The organism is Oceanobacillus oncorhynchi (genome assembly GCF_000821065.1).
GTDB classification, from domain to species: domain Bacteria; phylum Bacillota; class Bacilli; order Bacillales; family Amphibacillaceae; genus Oceanobacillus; species Oceanobacillus oncorhynchi.
Genome location: NZ_CDGG01000001.1, coordinates 3,551,367 through 3,568,385, shown reverse-complemented (window position 1 = coordinate 3,568,385; position 17,019 = coordinate 3,551,367). Strand labels below are relative to the sequence as shown.

The following is a 17,019-nucleotide window of genomic DNA, read 5'->3' as shown; positions in this document are numbered from 1 at the left end:
TTCCATTGCATGGCGATAATTATTATTCAATAAAAAGCTTCCCTTCCCCGCCATAAACCTTACACAGAATGAAATCCCAAATAAAAAAAACATCAAATTACTCACTTTATCGTAATTTGATGTTTTTCTTATTTTACCTTACATATTATAAAGGAAACTCGGACGCTCCCAAAAACGCTGCTTCGCCATCGCATCAATAAACTTCTGTCCGAATTGCGAATCGATATCCATCACGACTCCAGGCTGTCCTTCAATACCCATTTCCTTCAATAAATGAGCACTCTCTTCTCTAGCACCTATCGGCTTGAAATGATTGTACATATTCATAATAAAGGTACGGGCTTGATGATGAAAATAGTCATTGACTCCGGTACCGCCAACAAGATATGCACCCTCATAGCTTAACGGAGATCCTGTCAGAAAGTTTTGGTCTACATCAAACCTCATTCCCTCGCTGCTCTTTACTTCACCGAGCTTATTGCTGACAATAACGGGATGCATCCCGGCCTTCTTCCATTGCTTGAGCAAAGCATCCACTTCCTTACCCGGAAAACCTTCTGCCAGAAAAACAGCTACTTTCAGTGTATTCGCCACAAAATTGGTATTCATCAAGCTTACAGCCGGCGATGATTTCGTAGCAGTTGACTCTTCTACGTCTGGTACAGTAACACCAACATTTGACGCAACAGCCTCTGCAAGCTCTTTGCTGACCCTTGCCAAGCGGTCCACCATCTGCTGACGCACAGGTACATGAAGACATCTTCCCAGCTCAAAGCTATACGCTCCAATAATATGCTCCCGCTCTACAGGTGTCATGCTGTTCCAGAAAATCCTTGCCTGCGTATAGTGATCTTTAAAAGAATCCGCTGTTTTACGCTGCTTCAACCCTTCTACGGTGGAAGGATACGTAACAAAGCCTCCCTTGTCTGGCGGAACTTCTGATGGTGTATTATCCGCTAATATGTTTTTATGATAAGATACTTTTCCTCGGTCAATCACATGACGCGAGTTTCCATCCCGCTGATTGTTAAAAACCGGACAAACCGGCTTGTTGATAGGAAGCTGTTGATAATTTGCGCCTATTCGCACCTGCTGTGTATCTGTATACGAAAATAATCGCCCTTGCAGCAGCGGATCATTGGAGTAATCCATTCCCCGAACAATATTCCCTGGGTGAAACGCACTTTGTTCTGTTTCCGAAAAAGCATTATCGACCGTTTTGTTTAACGTTATTTTTCCTATTTTTTGAAGCGGGACTTCCTCCTCCGGCCAAAACTTTGTCGGGTCTAAAATATCGAAATCAAACATAAACTCCTGATCTTCACTGATAATCTGTACAGCAAGTTCATATTCCGGATAATTGCCCATTTTGATATTTGTCCAAAGGTCTCTTCGATGAAAATCGGCATCCTCGCCAAGTTTTTGTGCTTCGTCCCAAATCAATGGATGAACACCCAGGACAGGCTTGACATGAAATTTGATAAAATGAGCAACTCCCTCTTTGTTTACAAAACGATACGTATGAACGCCAAAGCCTTCCATGGTACGAAAATTCTTTGGAATAGCCCGGTCAGACATAATCCACATCGCCATATGAGTCGTCTCCGGATTACTTCCCATAAAGTCCCAAAATGTATCGTGTGCCGTCTGCCCTTGAGGATATTCATTATCAGGCTCCGGTTTGACAGAGTGAATCAAATCAGGGAATTTAATCGCATCTTGGATGAAGAAAATGGGGAAATTGATGGCCACAATATCAAAGTTTCCATCATCTGTGTAGAATTTAATAGAAAAACCTCGTACATCGCGAACGGTTTCATTACAGCCCCGTGAACCGATTACTTGTGAAAAACGTACAAATAACGGTGTTTTTTTGGAAGGATCCTGTAAGAAATCTGCCATAGTCACTTCACTCATAGATTGATACAGTTCAAATTCTCCATAAGCACCTGTTCCTCGAGCGTGCACGACCCGTTCCGGTACTCTCTCTCGATCAAAATGCGCTATCTTTTCTCTGGCAAGAAAGTCTTCAATCAGAGTCGGGCCGCGGTCTCCGGCAGTCAGTGAATTTTCATCATCCACGATCTTTTTCCCTTCATTAGAAATCATCTCTTGATTACGGGTATCCCGAATAGATGGTTCTAATTGCTGTTCCTTATGGTAATAGAATTTATTTTTAGCAAAAAAATGAAAAGTATTCATTGAAGGTTTCTTTCTGTGTATGACTGGAACAACTTTAATACACCATGCACCATAATTAGTCGGGAAGACGTCCGAGCTTCCACAATGAAAGAAGCCGTCTGTGCTGCACAGACGGCTTCTTTCATTTATTGGAGGACTACAGAAATTTCTCCATGATAACGTAGGCCTCCCCATTTTTCATAAAACTTCTATCTGTTTCCTGGAGACCAAACTTCCGATAAAAATGGCTCTTATTCTTTCTGGCATTACACCAAATTCTTTTCACATCATGTTTTTTCGCTTCCTCAAATACGGACTCTAACAATCTGCTTCCATACCCTTTTCCCTGTTCTGATATCAGCGTCGCAAATTTTCTAAATTGAGCTTCCTCTTTGTCTATAAACAGCGTAACAATGGAAATCAGTATATTATCTTTAAAAAGTCCCAAATGAATACCCGAAGCATCATCCTTTAACTTTATGTAGTTGAAATCCTCATTCGGCCACATGACTTCATGCCTAAGCTCCCATGCTTGTTCTTTCTGTATTTTTGAAATTTGAATTTCCATGATAACCTCCTTGCCTGCTGTGAAGCTGGTCAAAAACACATGCTTAGAAAAATGCCAGTATACTGTTGGCGTAAAATAGCGTAACTACTGTCAACGCCAGTAAAACAACCCCTTCCGCTTTTCCGCCAGTTGTTGCAGCGAATGGAAAACGAATCGTAATCTTTGCAGGGTACAGCAGCTTGATTCCCTGCTTTGTCGCAGCATCTAGTATAAAATGCGTAACCATACCAGCTAAAATCCCCATGGTGATCGACGGATTACTGATGAACTTAGATAAAATAAACGCCACCAGCGCTAAGAATAATAAACTATGTGTAAAGGTTCGATGACCAAAGAGGGTATTAACTACTTTCGAAACCGCTGGAAACCTCCGTCCGATTTTGCTGCCGCTATGGCAAATATCCGGAAGCAAGCCCCCTGCTGCGCCTGCTGCAATGAACCATTCGGGCTGATATGCATCTGTGATGGCGACGATGGCTGTCGTCGCTGTGATTCCAGCCATAATATGTGTTTTTCCTGTCATGCTCTTTTTTCTCCTTCATTTGTAAATTGCGTTATCTTATCATAACACTATCCTAAGAAAAAGAACATACGTTTCTTTCAATTAATTTCCTTTTATTCAAAAATGCAGCAAACATTATTGTCTGCTGCAGTCATGATTTGTCTACATGGTTAAATGATAACTGGCATCTAAAAGTTCAAATATTTCCTCTTCTGAAATAGAACCGTCCAGCAGAATGCTGATCCAATGTTCTTTGTTCATATGGTAAGCTGGCAGTATTCCATTTTCTTTTCTTAAAATCGATGCCAATTCCGGGTCGCATTTGACATTTAAAACGGCTGCAGTCCCTTCTCCTTCTATATTTAATTTCTCTTTGTTCACATCCATCAGCAACCCAAACCATTTGCTGTTTTCCTTATGCCGAAGCACAGCGTAATTAGAAAATTTAGCCCAAGGATAATCTGGCTCTGTATCGTATTTTCTTTTTGCATAATGTATAACTGCATCTCTGCTCACTAAAATCACCTTCATCTGATAAATTAAACGGGTAAATTGCTTTTCTTCATTTTATCAGCAGATACAGGTTTGTTAAATAGGATGCTGCACACAGAAGCTTAAAAATACCATGATATCCTGCTACCTCTAATATATACGAACAATTTTTCCCAAAGTCAGACGGTGGTGACTATGCCCCTCGTCAGCTCCATATCCTGCTGCAACCACAGAAAGAATATTCCCCTCTATCTCCAATAATGCTTTTACCTTTTCCAGATCAAAACCCAGCATCGGAACGCTGGATATACCGTAAGCGGTGAGCGCTAACAGCAAATACCCAAGCGCAATATACCCTTGCGATTGCAGCACCTCAGGAGCCATATCCAGCGTTTCTAAAAGAGCTTCCTTGTCACTTTTCTTCTTTTCCAAATTCATTTCCGGATGAAGGACATCATCTGCTTTCTCCCGCACATCCATCAGATTACTGTATAGCACGATGACACAGGAGGCAGTATCTAATTGCTTTTGATAAGCGGAATATTGGTAGAGCTTTTGAATCATGGATTTGTCTTTCACAATAACAAATCGCCAAGGCTGTGCATTGAATCCGCTCGGAGCCAAACGGACATGATCGATAATATTAGCTACCAGATTCGTATCTACCTCCTGCTCTGTAAAGCTTCGGACGCTTTTTCGCTCTTGCATCCATTTTAAAAAATATTCTGATTCCATTGAAAATCACTCCTACCTTATTTGTTACGTTTCATTATGATAGAAGTGACCTCCCTTTGTTTAAAAATATGTAAAGCCTGTATCGATACAGACGCCTCTTGCTTTAGAGATATTTGCTGCTTTCTATTGCTTCATGGATTAATTGAACACCTTCATGGATTCTTCCTTCTTGAATACTCGTTGTATTCAACTTTAAGAATTTATGTTTCTGCTTATAATCAGCTATATAATTTGTTTTATAGTCATCGACTAAAACATGACGTTTCGCTAATGCTTCATGAAGTTTCTGTATATTTATCTGTTTTAGCAGCTTGATTAGGGTATGCATTTGATGATTGTCATTAAATGCATACCCGGAAAAACAAGTATTTTATGCATGCCGCAGTATCTCTGTTTTCTGCTGATGTTTGGAGACGATTTTGTCTTTATGGTGTGCATATAGACCGCTCTCCATAAATGTCTGCATAATAACCTGGCTCAAAGAATTGGTATGGATATCAATAATTTCTTTAAAACTCCGAAAGGGCTCGATTAATTTCTCTGGCACGACAGTAATACCTAACCGCTGCCCTGGAAACATGATTTTAGAAAAACTTTTTAAGTAAATAACACGTTGATCATTATCCATTTCGTAGAGTGTTTTATAACTGTTGTCCCCTTCAAAATCTCCCAGGTAATCATCTTCAATCATATAAAAATCAAATTTCTCTGCTAATTCCAACAGCAGCTTTTTTTCCTGTTCATTCATGGTTGTACCAAGCGGATTATGCAGGCGCGGCATTAAATAAACATAGCTTGGACGCTTGATTTTAATCGTTTTCTCTAATTCCTGCAAATCTATTTTATCCAGCCCTCGGCAGCATGTGACATAATCTAACTGAAGGCGTTCTATAAGATTGATGACTTGATGATAGGTGGGCTGTTCAATTAGAATGGATTCCTTTCTGGTCAGCATGATTAAAGCAAGAATATGCAAATCCTGCTGTGTACCGCTTGTAATCATAATCTGCTCTTTTTTTGTGAATATCTGGTCCTCCAACAGCTTCTGAAATAAGGTTTTCAACTCCTCATTGCCGGTCGTTGCACCATACGTAAATAATTCTGTTTTTTCATTTTGGATAGCAGCTTCCAAGCATTACGAATAGCTGTCCAATGGAAAGTCCGTCCAGGAAGTGGAAGCAGTTGAAAAATCATATACCCCGTTAAAAGCAGCAGCTTTTTCTTTTCTGGAAATAATATAATAACCGACCTTGGCATATATTCTATTGTTCTCAACTAGATATTTAAGCGCCTGCGTTACCGTCACTTGACTTACTCCAAAGGCTTCCATTAATTTACGTACCGTCGGCAGTCTATCTATATATATTCCTTCCTCTATACGTTTTAAGATTTTATCAGCTACGAATTGATATTTCTTCATAAGCAGCCCCTTTCCCCTCTACAAACAGATTACCATGAAACTATTTCAATTGTATTTTCCTTTATGTTTGTATCGATACACCTAAAAAAAGAATTGCTTCCGTTTAGACATTTTTTCTATACTCTGGAATAGAAGGAGGAGGAAGTCATGAAAAAAAATAATGCATTACTGGCAGCAGTCACTTTTTCCATTATTATTGGATTGTCCTTTATGTTTGTGAAAATTTCTTTGACGTATGAAGGGCAATTACTTATATTGGCGCAGCGATTTACATTTGCTTTTTTGGGATTGCTTTTATTTCTTGTCATAAAACCAATCCATTTACGGTTGAATCGGAAGGAAATCATGATTATGATTATTATTTCCTTGTTCTACCCGATTATATTTTTCAGCAGTCAAATACTTGGTCTTGATCAAACAACGGTTACGGAAGCAGGAATCATTCAGGCGATTGCTCCGGCCATAACTGTTCTCTTAGCAAGTGTATTTTTGAAGGAACAGGTCCGAATAGTACAAGGATTAGGAATCGTTTTTAGCATTGCCGGAGTCGTTTTCCTGCAGCTGATGAACAGCTCGGGAGGCTATGATTTTCATCTGCTTGGCAACCTGCTGATTATCGTATCTATTCTTGCAACAGCATTTGGCAGGTAATGTCCAGAAGTGCAACAAAATCTATCGCACCAATTCAAATTACGATATATATCATGTTCATTGGTTTTCTGTTCTTTAATGTCATCTACTTCATAAACGGCGGTTCTGCCGGCGAGTATATCGATTCCCTGACAGAAATTCCATATTTATTATCAATTTTATTTTTGGGTGTCCTGTCTACATTTGGAACGTCTTTATTGTCTATTTATGCTGTGTCCAAATTGCCGGTTATTCAAGTAAGTGTGTTTAATAATGTGGCTACGTTAATTACCATCCTGTCTGGAGTACTGATTTTAAACGAGCCTTTTCATTATTACCATATTATCTGCGCAGCGGTGATTATTTTTGGCGTTATTTTGGTTAATGCAAAAAAAGAAATCAAGACATTCTAAGGTAAGTTAATCAATAAAATCAGTTTTTATGAATAAATGCTATTTTTCTTTATATCATCTAGTTTGTATCGGAGCAAAGGTGAGCGTCACTTCAAGAGATGAAGAGAAGCTGCGTAAAGCTGGAGATCTCGGAGCGGATTATCTTTTAAAAACAGACAGGGATTGGACAGCTAAAATGAAAGATGAAAAATTCGATATCATATTAGATAGTATTGGGCCGGCACTCTTCCCGAAAATACATTGATGTCTTAAAGCCAGATGGAAATTTGGTTAATTTTGGAGCGAGCTCCGGAGACAGTATTGACCTTTCTTTACCCTCCCTCTTTTACCCGCAATTTAATATCTTAGGAACTTCTATGGAAAGTAAGGAAGAATTCGAACAGTATAACGCATCACAACATAAAACCGGTGCTGATAGCGTTTATCCGCTTATTGAAATCGAACATGCATTGGAGAGAATGAAATCCGGGAATCAATTTGGCAATATAGGCTTGGAAATGGAATAAAAAAGCCGAGTTTTTCATTTTTACGTTATCGTTATGAAGAAAAATCGTTTGAGGTGAATCAATGCCTAGCTCCTCTTTTGTGATTCATAAATGATTGTGCTACGATAAAATCGTATATCAACTTCACAAGGAGGCTCTATGTATGGCTTTGGAAAATTTTGATGAATACCTGCAAAAATATGCTGAATTAATCGTTTCTACCGGTGTCAACATTCAAGAAGGACATTCTGTCGTTCTAACGATTGATGTTGAACAGGCTCCATTAGCACGTAAAATCACAAAAGCTGCTTATGAAAAAGGCGCAAAACGTGTTATTGTCAAATGGGGAGACGATAAAATCTCAAGACTTGGGTTTGAGCATCAATCAACCGAAACCCTAACAGATATTCCAGATTATCGCATTGAAGAAATGAACTATATTATTGAACAAGGTGCCAGCCGTATCAATGTTGTTTCCAATGATCCGGATGCCTTAAAAGGATTAGATGGTGAAAAAATCGCTGCAACGCAAAAAGCGTCTGGTGAAGCATTTCAGCCATTATCGCAAGCAACACAGTCGAATAAAATCTCATGGGTCGTGGCAGCTGCAGCCGGTCCGGAATGGGCAGCGAAAGTCTTTCCGGATTTAGATTCAGCGGAAGAACAAACGGATGCATTATGGGATGCTATTTTCAAAGCGATTCACTTGTATGATGACGATGCGATCCGCACATGGGAGGATAAAGATAAGACCCTGGAAACGAAAGCGGAATCATTGAATAAGGAACAATTTACAGCATTGCATTACACTGCGCCGGGTACAGATTTAACGGTCGGCCTGCCGAAAAACCACCGCTGGGAAGGTGCTGGAAGCTTTAACTCCCGCGGAGAACGCTTTATAGCCAATATGCCGACAGAAGAAGTATTTACAGCCCCAGATGCCAACCGGGTCGATGGCGTTGTCGTATCAACCAAGCCATTAAGTTATGCCGGTTCTGTCATCGAAGGGATGGAATTTCATTTTGAAAATGGGAAAGTAACCAAAGTGACTGCTGAAAAAGGCGAAGAGGTTATTCAAAAATTAGTCCAGCAAGACGAAGGTGCTTCCCGCTTAGGAGAAGTTGCTTTAGTTCCGGACGCGTCCCCTATTTCTCAATCCGGATTGACTTTTTTCAATACGTTATTTGATGAGAATGCTTCAAATCACTTAGCGCTGGGTTCTGCATACGCGTTCAACTTAGAAGGCGGAACGGAGATGTCAGAAGAAGAATTAAAAGAAGCTGGTCTGAATCGTTCAGCAACACATGTTGACTTCATGATTGGTTCGGATCAAATGGATATTGATGGCATTAAAGAAGACGGCAGCCGTGTTCCGGTCTTCCGAAAAGGTGCTTGGGCTTAATTTGCTCATTAGTAATAGTCAGTAAAAAAATCCAACTGCAAGCTAGTTGGATTTTTTTACATTAGTATATAAAATGTATCTATTCTGCTTTTCTTTTGATAGAAACCATTTTCCCATAAGTCCCTATCCTCCAAAGCCATTCAAACGGTCCATAGGAGAACTCTTTCAACCAGAGATGACTGAAAATCATTTGTGCCGCGAATAAAATGACTCCAACCCCAAGAGCGAACGCATAGCTTGGTTCCTCCCAAATCCCTAAATTGATAAAAACCGTTCGTCCGCTCGATTGAAACAAACTTACAAAAACCAGAGATTGCATGATGTAATTCGTAAACGCCATCTTACCGACCGATGTGAACGGGACAAGCAACTTCGACATGCTCCCCTTGCTAGTTCCTAAAAGGACAATGAATAAAATCATGCCGATTGTCACCAAAAAGGGGTAGAAGCTTTCCAATGGATGTAATGCAATTCTATCATAAAGGCTTGCTTTCCCTGCTAACCCAATCACAAGAAAAAGTACTGACAATAAGCTCATGGTTTTTCTTCGCTTTTCGATTATTGTAAGCAGCCCCTTCCGATACGCATACATACCAAACAGGAAAAAGCTGATGTGTGCGACCATGGAAGAAAATTCAATAATAAGATATTCTGTTCCTGTCGGCGGCTCTTTTGAGTCAGGCAACAGACCTTTCAAACCGGCTTCCAGAGACAAATGATAGGATGAGAAATAACTGATTACATCCGCTCCAATGGTATAGCCGATCCAGAAAAGGAAAGCAGTAATAACCAATCCGGCTGCTGACCAATTCATAAACAGCAGAAGGAAAAATCCCGCCATCCCATACATGAGCAGAATATCTCCCGACCAAATTGCAAAACCGTGCACAGCACCAACGAGGGCAAGCAAAAATAATCGTCTGAATAATACTGGATAAGGGTTGATTTGCTTCGTTTTTAGGCGATTATAAAGTAACATAAGGCTCAGGCCAAACATGAATGCAAACAGCGGCCGGGTACTGTCTGTTAATATAATCTCCTCTAAGCTTCTTAGTACTTCATTAACCGGAGACAAATTTTCCGTATCGACGGAAGACAGCCCCGGGACGTTGGCTAAAAAGATTCCAAGTAAAGCAACGCCCCGCATTTGGTCTAATATAGCAATTCGTTGATGTTGATTTTTTTGCTTCATTGATGTCATAGAATCCTCTTTAACTCCTTACATTAAAATGCCCAAGTACATTTTTTAGAATACTAGATTCTTGCTTAATCCCGTGGTTCTACACGCCAATCAGCCTCTCGCCGGGGATCAGCCGCACCAGAGATGTCATCATTCTCCCGATCGATCATCAAAGCCTGAACAGACCCGAAATACAGCGGAGTCGGAGCTTCACGAATCTCGTTATACCCAATATTAAGCAATCCTTCCCTTACATCTGCTTCCGGAGCGGATTCCATCACAAGCGCATTATCCGTCAGGTGGAAACGATCCGCTTCAACAACAGCTTCCAGGTCCGAGTCTTCTTGAACCCAGTCAGCAATCACCTGCGTAAGCATAATTGGAATACGTTCGCCTCCCGGACTGCCAATCCCTAAAACAGGTCCCTCCTCATCTGCCACAATCATTGGAGAGGACCAGGTAACGGAACGCCGTCCAGGCTCAGGTTCATTTTGCTCCGTTTGACCAATATCAAATCGAGACATTTGATTATTCAAAAAGAAACCTTCTGTGTAGACACCGGAGCCAAAGAAATTGGTCAGTGTATTCGTCATGGAAACAACAGTGCCGTTGTCATCAATCACTGTAATATGTGTCGTATTAGGGGCCGAGTCGTCATAACTCCGCTCTTCGTCCTCAGGAAGCAAGCTGTCACCGGAGATTTCTTCTGCTAAAGCAGCATTCTGTTCACGGTCAACGAAAGAATCAACCGGAACATCCACAAACGAAAGGTCACCGAAATCCGTATAAATAAATGCTTGAGCGATTCGCCACGACATCGCAATGTCATGCACAAATGGCGTGCTATTCCGTTCTTCTTCTAATGTTCCCCGCTCTTCAAGGATTTGCAGCATTTGAATGACGCTGGCACCAGGAAGCGGCGGCGGAGCACCAGTCACCTCGTATCCAGCAAACTCTCCGGTCACGGGGGCATGCCGTCCGACACGAAAGTCAGCAAGTGAGTCTCCGTCCAGACCTTGAATCGCTGCTAACGCTTCTCCAGTATCCCCTTCATAAAAGGAAGCTCCTTCACTATCACGGATATCACGCAATGCTTCGGCCAATGCCGGCTGTTCTAAAGTGGCTCCTGCCTCAATCGCTGTCCCATCCGGATAGAAATGCTCCAGCTGCTCAACCGGCAGACGGTCCTGAGCAGATTGAAGCTGCTGTGCTAACGTTGCAGATACCTCCGAACTTTCTGCCAAATCAATCGCCGGGTCAATTACTGTCTCCCAGTCAGCAGTCCCATAGTCATCATGTAATTCCTTTGTCCCGGCTACAAATCCAGGTACACCAATATCTGATGAAGGAATGCCGCCTTCAGGGACAACTTCACGATAATCATATGCCTCAGGGTCTTGACCCTGCTCTTGAACGAGTGTTACTCCGCCGCCGCCAATTCCTGATGCAAAGGGCTCTACAACAGAAATGGCATACGCCGCTGCAACGGCCGCATCCACGGCATTACCTCCATTTTCCAAAACAGTCATTCCAGCTTCTACAGCATCTGGATGCCCTGCGCTGACACCATAAGCCTCTGGCACATCTGTTTCAGGTTCTGGCTCTTCTTCATTTTCTGGCGGAATCAGTCTCTCGCTTTCATCTTCTGATGGATTCGGCTCAGGCTGCTGGTCCGTCTCTTCCTCTGAGACACATCCGCTAAGCAACAGCAATACCGTTGCGGTAAAAGTAAAAATTAAACTGCTCTGGCGCTGGTTACGCCTTTTCACCTGCATGAATGCAACTCCTTCCATGATGTCATTGCGCTTTTTTTTGTTAAATATCATTTATCTAACATTCCCGTATTCGTATAAAGACCATGGACACGATGGTCTTTTAATCCTCGGAAACGACCATCGCGAATCCATGAATTCTTTCTCCCGTTAAATCATCCGGCCAATCCAGCGGTGCTTTTTCCCAGCTTTGTCCTGCATCAAAAGAAAGATAGAAGCCGAGATTATTCACAGCGTAAAAAATACCTGACTGGAATGGATGAGAAGTTAACGCAAAAACAGAGGAGCATTCTGCATCCGGCAAGCCTTTGTATACAGGCGACCAAGAACCGCCATCTTCACGCCGTACTAAAATCGTTCTTGCACGGGATGGATCGTATGCTTCATAAGGACTCCTGGACGCAGCAGCCACCATTGTATCTGCATCCCCTGAATCTACGGCAATATCAACCAAATAGTTATAAGGCTCCAAACCCTCATTGAACGTCTGCCAGGAGTTTCCGCTATCAAAGCTTTCAGCATACCCGCCGCCCGCAGCTTCGTATATCCGTCCTGGAGCTTGCGGGTGTGTTGTTAAAGCATGACAATCATGTTGGGAATTCGGTTTTCGATCTTCCCAACTGCCCCCTTTATCTTCACTTTTCATCACGCCGCCAAGTTCAATGCCGACAAATATGCGGTTTTTCTCATGAATATCCGGTTCAATCCAACGTACGTGATGCGTGTACGGCCGAGGCGGGAAACTCCAGGAAGATTTTGAAGGTAAATCCAGTAAAGCCGGGCAATCAACCCAGGTTTCTCCTCCGTCTTCTGAACGAAAAAGCCCGCTCGGTTCGGTGCCTGCCCAAACGACATGACATCCATTTTTAACCTCTGTTGAACTGACCGCAACACTCATCACCCTGTTATGTGATATTCCTGATCCAGCGGGTACCCATGTCTTGCCGCTGTCATTACTTATCCATAACCCTTCGTTAAAGGTCCCTCCATACAGCCGTCCTTTCCGGCTGGGATCTGCAGCAAGGCATATAAATGAAACCGGGGCCGGTCTTTCCTCCATTATCCATTCCTGTGCCTCTTTCTTCATTTCATAAAGAGAACGTCCAGCTGAAAAATATAAAACTTCCATGCGGTTCACCACCTTGATTTATTTGAAATCTTTTAAGACAATCCAGATACCTATTTAATAGAAATATTCGGGAAACGATTCAATCTATCGGGTATATTTGTAAAAAAACTCCCTTTTCTACAATAAGAAAAGCTAAGAGGATATCGAGACTTAATAAAAAATCTTTTATAGTTTGCTTTATTCACCATAAATCAAACTTGTAAACGTCCGAACCTGACTTTTTATCACGGAGAAACGCCCGTAAAACTTCCGCCTTCAAATAGAGCGTGGAAAATGAATTTATTTTAGCGGGGGATAACGGCGCTGACTCCCACTGCATAATATTTCGTCTTATGATTCCATTTTTTCAAAGTGAAATACGCTGTGCTGTACAATCGGCATTCACTTGGTTACATATCAACATACTTTTCGAGTCATGCAAGTTATCGCTAGAGTATCATAAGTCATTCTACAGTCAAAAAGATTTTGTTAAAAATTTTTAAACGATCATTTTTTAATAAAAGTAAGATGGGTCTTATCCCATACAGAAAAGGCCTTACCATGGATAAGACCCTTTCCCGAGACAATGTCGTATGTTATTTCTTGAACTGCGGATGCTGGGTTATACAGAAAGTCTCCTACCTCTACGCTAAATCAATATTCTTTAAAAAAGCTTTCTGGCAATGTGCTAAAAATGCTCCAAAGACTGATAACTGCACCGATTAATGACACAATACTGATACCCACAGCCTGGAAGCTGAATACACCGGTCGGTACAAGGATGATAAACCCCAAGAAAAAAATAGATTGATAAATCGCTGAGATAACCCTCCAAAATTTATGGTTGAAAAAAGATAATAACACAGGAGGAATGAACAAAATAATCATTATGATAATACTTGCTTGGATAACTTGCGGATCATTTAACGACAGTGTATTGACATCCCGTTGAAAATAAGCAGTGACAAACAACGTTACGATGGATACAATCAGCATGAAAACTAATAAAACGAATCTTTTCAAACAGCATCCTCCTATTCGGTAAAAAATGTATGAAATTTGAGCCTCCCTCTTCTGGTTAAACTGCGCCTTGTAATTTGCCCTGATAGATAGAAATTAATCCAGGCAGCTGCTGAATATCCTGCGGTGTGATAAGCTCCGGCGGCTTGTCAAAAGAAACCATACCAGCTTCCATCAGCAGATAAGCCACAAATTGCGAGCAGAAGTAAGCATTTGACCGTGGAATGGGCTTATTAAACATGACTCCAAACAGTCCTATTACGTTATAGTGGTAATTGTCTTTTCTTTGCTTAAAAAATGCTAACGTTTCTTGTAATTTCTTGTTTTGTTTTGAACTGATTGCATAAGCATAGATGGAGCAGTCCGCTTTCTGAAACAGTTCCTCTTCTGTATTTTCCTTCACAAATCCTCCCCAAAATGGATTGCGTAAATGCTTCCTGCCAAAGCTGTATATTTCATTTAATTCCAAATCCAAGGCTAACGAAACATGATTGTATTCTGCTTTGGTATACAGACTAATAGCTTTCGTCAATAAAGTACCAGTGTTTGTAAATAACAAATAAATGTAGTCTTGTTTCATCGCTAGTAACTCCTGTATATTTTGATTTTTCGGTCTTTTCAAAATAGAGACCTTATGTCATTAAGATATATCTTTGTGCTCAATGTTTTTTATTGATAAGTAAGAAGCAACGATACCAATAAGACTAAGTGTCACCGGAATACCAATAAAGGATCCTATCGATAAGTCTTCATTACTGACACCAAAGAAAATGGCAATAATAACAGAGGTAATAATGGTCGTCCTAACTGATTTTTTAAGCATTCCAAAGAACAAAGGAACTAAGCTGACACCACTGGCAGAAAGGTCATATAAAATCGTATTTCTAAAATGTTCGATGAGCATGGGAATCGTTATGTCACTGTCAATAAATCCTAAGTTGCTGTTTAACATAGATAAAACAAATGCAGCAAAAATTCTGGACAGAAGCATAGAGAAAAAGGTAAAGCCTATGATAATCAATAGCTTCGAGATAATGATCTTTTTTCTGCTGATTGGGTATGTGAACATCAAGGTAATGGTTTTATCATTGTATTCTTCGATAACTAATTTTGAAATTAACACTCCTGAAAAAACGATGAATACCATTCGTGTTATACTGTCAATCAGAAATAAAAAATCTGTACTGCTGGCAGCAAATTGTTCCCTGTCTATATATAGCATGAAGAATAAAAATCCGGTAACGGCAAAGCATGCCGCTAAGGAGTTATTTATATATCGGCTAAAATTTATTTTTCTCATTTCCAAACTCATTAACTTAAAGATTTTTCTCACCACTCTTCCTATTGACATTGAAAATTACATTGTTGGCAGTAATATTCCGGAATACCCTCATCGCTACGTTACATCCTTGCGCTCCATATTTCTTATCGCTAAATACGAAGCAGCCGCACCAATAATGATAAATACCAATGATCTGACAATGAAGGAACCTATCGAAAGGTCTGATAGATTTTCATTACTTATGCCAAAGAAAATGGCAATAATAATCGATGTGATAATGGTTGTTCTAACAGATTTTTTGAGCATCCCAAAAAATAAAGGAACTAAGCTGATACCGCTGAAAGAAAGGTCATAGATCACGGTGTTTTTAAAATATTCCATTATCAAATGAATCGTTATGCCTCCATCGATAAAATCCAATCGGCTGTTTAACATGTATAAAACTGCTGCTACAAAGATTCTTGATACATGTATAAGGAAAAATGTAGCACAAATGATAATCAATAATTTAGAGATAAAAATCTTTTTTCTGCTGATGGGATACGTAAACATCAAAGAGATGGTTTTATCATTGTATTCTTCAATAAACAGCCTCGAAATTAATATACCTGCAAACACAATAAAAACCATTCTCGTGCTGTCAACAACAAAGAAAAAATCTTCACTGGTGGCACCAATCGTGTTTCTATCCGTATACATTGCAAAGAATAACAATCCGGCAAGAATAAAAATTGCTGCTAAAGCACCAAAGACATACTGTCTGAGATTTATTTTTCTTAATTCTAAACGAATTAATTTAAACATTTTTTCCGCCTCCAATTAAGGACAAGAAATAGTCCTCTAATGAAGCCGACTTCGTATTGATTGATGTAATGGAAACATCCTTTTCCATTAACTTCTTATAGATTTGATTTTGTGATGTCCCTGATTCATATATCCTTATTTTGTTCGTATCAAGTACTTTGAAATTTTTTATATTCAGCTCTGAATCAATAATATATACTGCTTTCCCGGCATCATCGGTTTCTAATTCTATATACTCTGCATTATTTTCTCTAATCGAATCCATGGAAACTTCTTCTACTAGATATCCATTATTCATTACGCCTATTGTGTCAGCAATTTGCTCTATTTCCGCTAAAATATGACTTGAAATCAGAATGGTTATGCCATACTCTTTATTCAGGCTTGCCAGTAAGTCTCTCATCTCAATAATGCCAACTGGATCCAGTCCATTAACCGGCTCATCTAATATCAACAGCTCTGGCTTCGTGATTACCGCTCTGGCAATTCCCAGCCGTTGTTTCATACCTAAAGAGAAATTTTTAACCGGCTTGTTATCGATGTTTTTTAGATTCACAAGATTCAAAGCGGTCTCTATCTCTTTTTTATTGTGATAACCCATGTATTCACAATGCAAATCCAAGTTATCCATTGCAGTTAGCTTCTCATAAAAAATGGGATATTCGATAATTGCACTCATCCTTTTAAATAACTCATAAGAAGTATTCGTCAATGTTTCGTTAAACACTTCAACGGCACCCTGGCTTGGTTTAAACAGATTTAAAATCATTTTCATGACTGTACTTTTACCTGCGCCGTTCGGGCCTAAAAGCCCATAGATTTCTCCCTTCTTGATATTCATATTGACATTGGAAACAACATGACCTCCATGAAAAGATTTTCCTAAATCATGTGTTCTTAAAATGTATTCCATAATAATAAATCCCTCCCTTTCTCTGCAAAATTGCTATATTAATAATCATAAACATTAAAATTATCTTTTTTCTTAACAAAGTCTTACGAATTTCTTAAGTTTGCAAAGAACG

21 protein-coding genes are annotated in these 17,019 nt (G+C 40.1%); 5 read left to right on the top strand and 16 right to left on the bottom strand.

All coding sequences use genetic code 11. The annotated features are described in order from the left end of the window. Positions 1-138: 138 nt before the first annotated feature. The 8 genes from BN997_RS17045 to BN997_RS17010 form a co-directional block, all read right to left on the bottom strand. Entirely contained in the window at positions 139-2,202 is a 2,064-nt protein-coding gene (locus BN997_RS17045) for a catalase (RefSeq protein WP_042533998.1), read from the bottom strand. A 136-nt stretch (positions 2,203-2,338) separates the two neighbouring features. Beyond that, a complete protein-coding gene (locus tag BN997_RS17040; protein WP_042536250.1) occupies positions 2,339-2,743 on the bottom strand; it encodes a GNAT family N-acetyltransferase in 405 nt (134 codons plus the stop codon). A gap of 49 nt (positions 2,744-2,792) precedes the next feature. Beyond that, positions 2,793-3,272, bottom strand: a complete 480-nt coding sequence (locus tag BN997_RS17035; protein WP_042533996.1) for a metal-dependent hydrolase — start codon at positions 3,270-3,272, stop codon at positions 2,793-2,795. 141 nt (positions 3,273-3,413) lie between these two features. After that, entirely contained in the window at positions 3,414-3,767 is a 354-nt protein-coding gene (locus BN997_RS17030) for an MmcQ/YjbR family DNA-binding protein (protein WP_244882398.1), read from the bottom strand. Positions 3,768-3,893: 126 nt separating this feature from the next. Continuing rightward, complete coding sequence (locus tag BN997_RS17025; protein WP_042533994.1) at positions 3,894-4,478, bottom strand: nitroreductase family protein; 585 nt, start codon at positions 4,476-4,478, stop codon at positions 3,894-3,896. A 103-nt stretch (positions 4,479-4,581) separates the two neighbouring features. Continuing rightward, positions 4,582-4,806 (bottom strand): hypothetical protein, encoded by a 225-nt coding sequence (locus tag BN997_RS17020; protein ID WP_042533993.1) that lies wholly within the window; start codon positions 4,804-4,806, stop codon positions 4,582-4,584. 42 nt (positions 4,807-4,848) lie between these two features. Further along, entirely contained in the window at positions 4,849-5,610 is a 762-nt protein-coding gene (locus BN997_RS17015; protein ID WP_042533992.1) for an aminotransferase-like domain-containing protein, read from the bottom strand. A 3-nt stretch (positions 5,611-5,613) separates the two neighbouring features. Further along, on the bottom strand, positions 5,614-5,898 hold the full coding sequence (locus BN997_RS17010) for a GntR family transcriptional regulator (protein ID WP_042533990.1): 285 nt from the start codon (positions 5,896-5,898) through the stop codon (positions 5,614-5,616). Between the two features lie 147 nt (positions 5,899-6,045). On the opposite strand from BN997_RS17010, the gene BN997_RS22345 reads away from it, so the two are divergent. From BN997_RS22345 to BN997_RS16995, 5 genes are all read left to right on the top strand, one after another. Continuing rightward, complete coding sequence (locus BN997_RS22345; protein ID WP_052485068.1) at positions 6,046-6,549, top strand: DMT family transporter; 504 nt, start codon at positions 6,046-6,048, stop codon at positions 6,547-6,549. Then, positions 6,549-6,941, top strand: coding sequence for a DMT family transporter (locus BN997_RS22340; RefSeq protein WP_052485067.1), 393 nt, complete (start codon positions 6,549-6,551; stop codon positions 6,939-6,941). Before BN997_RS22345 ends, BN997_RS22340 begins: the two co-directional genes overlap by 1 nt. A 28-nt stretch (positions 6,942-6,969) precedes the next feature. Then, complete coding sequence (locus tag BN997_RS22730; RefSeq protein ID WP_084612970.1) at positions 6,970-7,185, top strand: zinc-binding dehydrogenase; 216 nt, start codon at positions 6,970-6,972, stop codon at positions 7,183-7,185. A 22-nt stretch (positions 7,186-7,207) separates the two neighbouring features. Continuing rightward, positions 7,208-7,447 carry an MDR/zinc-dependent alcohol dehydrogenase-like family protein gene (locus BN997_RS22335; protein ID WP_052485066.1) on the top strand — a complete coding sequence of 80 codons (240 nt, stop codon included), beginning with the start codon at positions 7,208-7,210 and terminating at the stop codon, positions 7,445-7,447. A gap of 142 nt (positions 7,448-7,589) precedes the next feature. After that, positions 7,590-8,828: an aminopeptidase gene (locus BN997_RS16995; RefSeq protein ID WP_042533989.1), complete on the top strand. Its 1,239-nt coding sequence runs from the start codon at positions 7,590-7,592 to the stop codon at positions 8,826-8,828. Between the two features lie 79 nt (positions 8,829-8,907). Here the strand turns inward: BN997_RS16995 and BN997_RS16990 are convergent, their stop codons facing one another. From BN997_RS16990 to BN997_RS16955, 8 genes are all read right to left on the bottom strand, one after another. Next, on the bottom strand, positions 8,908-10,029 hold the full coding sequence (locus BN997_RS16990) for a DUF418 domain-containing protein (RefSeq protein WP_042533987.1): 1,122 nt from the start codon (positions 10,027-10,029) through the stop codon (positions 8,908-8,910). A 65-nt stretch (positions 10,030-10,094) separates the two neighbouring features. Continuing rightward, complete coding sequence (locus BN997_RS16985; protein WP_052485065.1) at positions 10,095-11,783, bottom strand: gamma-glutamyltransferase; 1,689 nt, start codon at positions 11,781-11,783, stop codon at positions 10,095-10,097. Between the two features lie 100 nt (positions 11,784-11,883). After that, entirely contained in the window at positions 11,884-12,909 is a 1,026-nt protein-coding gene (locus BN997_RS16980; protein WP_052485064.1) for a WD40/YVTN/BNR-like repeat-containing protein, read from the bottom strand. Between the two features lie 633 nt (positions 12,910-13,542). Then, the gene (locus BN997_RS16975; RefSeq protein ID WP_042533985.1) at positions 13,543-13,911 is read right to left on the bottom strand and encodes a hypothetical protein; all 369 of its coding nucleotides are present in this window, start codon (positions 13,909-13,911) and stop codon (positions 13,543-13,545) included. A gap of 55 nt (positions 13,912-13,966) precedes the next feature. Continuing rightward, positions 13,967-14,488, bottom strand: a complete 522-nt coding sequence (locus BN997_RS16970; RefSeq protein ID WP_042533983.1) for a hypothetical protein — start codon at positions 14,486-14,488, stop codon at positions 13,967-13,969. Positions 14,489-14,548: 60 nt separating this feature from the next. Next, on the bottom strand, positions 14,549-15,208 hold the full coding sequence (locus BN997_RS16965) for an ABC transporter permease (RefSeq protein ID WP_175297059.1): 660 nt from the start codon (positions 15,206-15,208) through the stop codon (positions 14,549-14,551). A gap of 96 nt (positions 15,209-15,304) precedes the next feature. Further along, entirely contained in the window at positions 15,305-15,994 is a 690-nt protein-coding gene (locus BN997_RS16960; RefSeq protein WP_042533981.1) for an ABC transporter permease, read from the bottom strand. After that, positions 15,987-16,907, bottom strand: a complete 921-nt coding sequence (locus tag BN997_RS16955; protein WP_042533979.1) for an ABC transporter ATP-binding protein — start codon at positions 16,905-16,907, stop codon at positions 15,987-15,989. Before BN997_RS16955 ends, BN997_RS16960 begins: the two co-directional genes overlap by 8 nt. Positions 16,908-17,019: the final 112 nt, after the last annotated feature.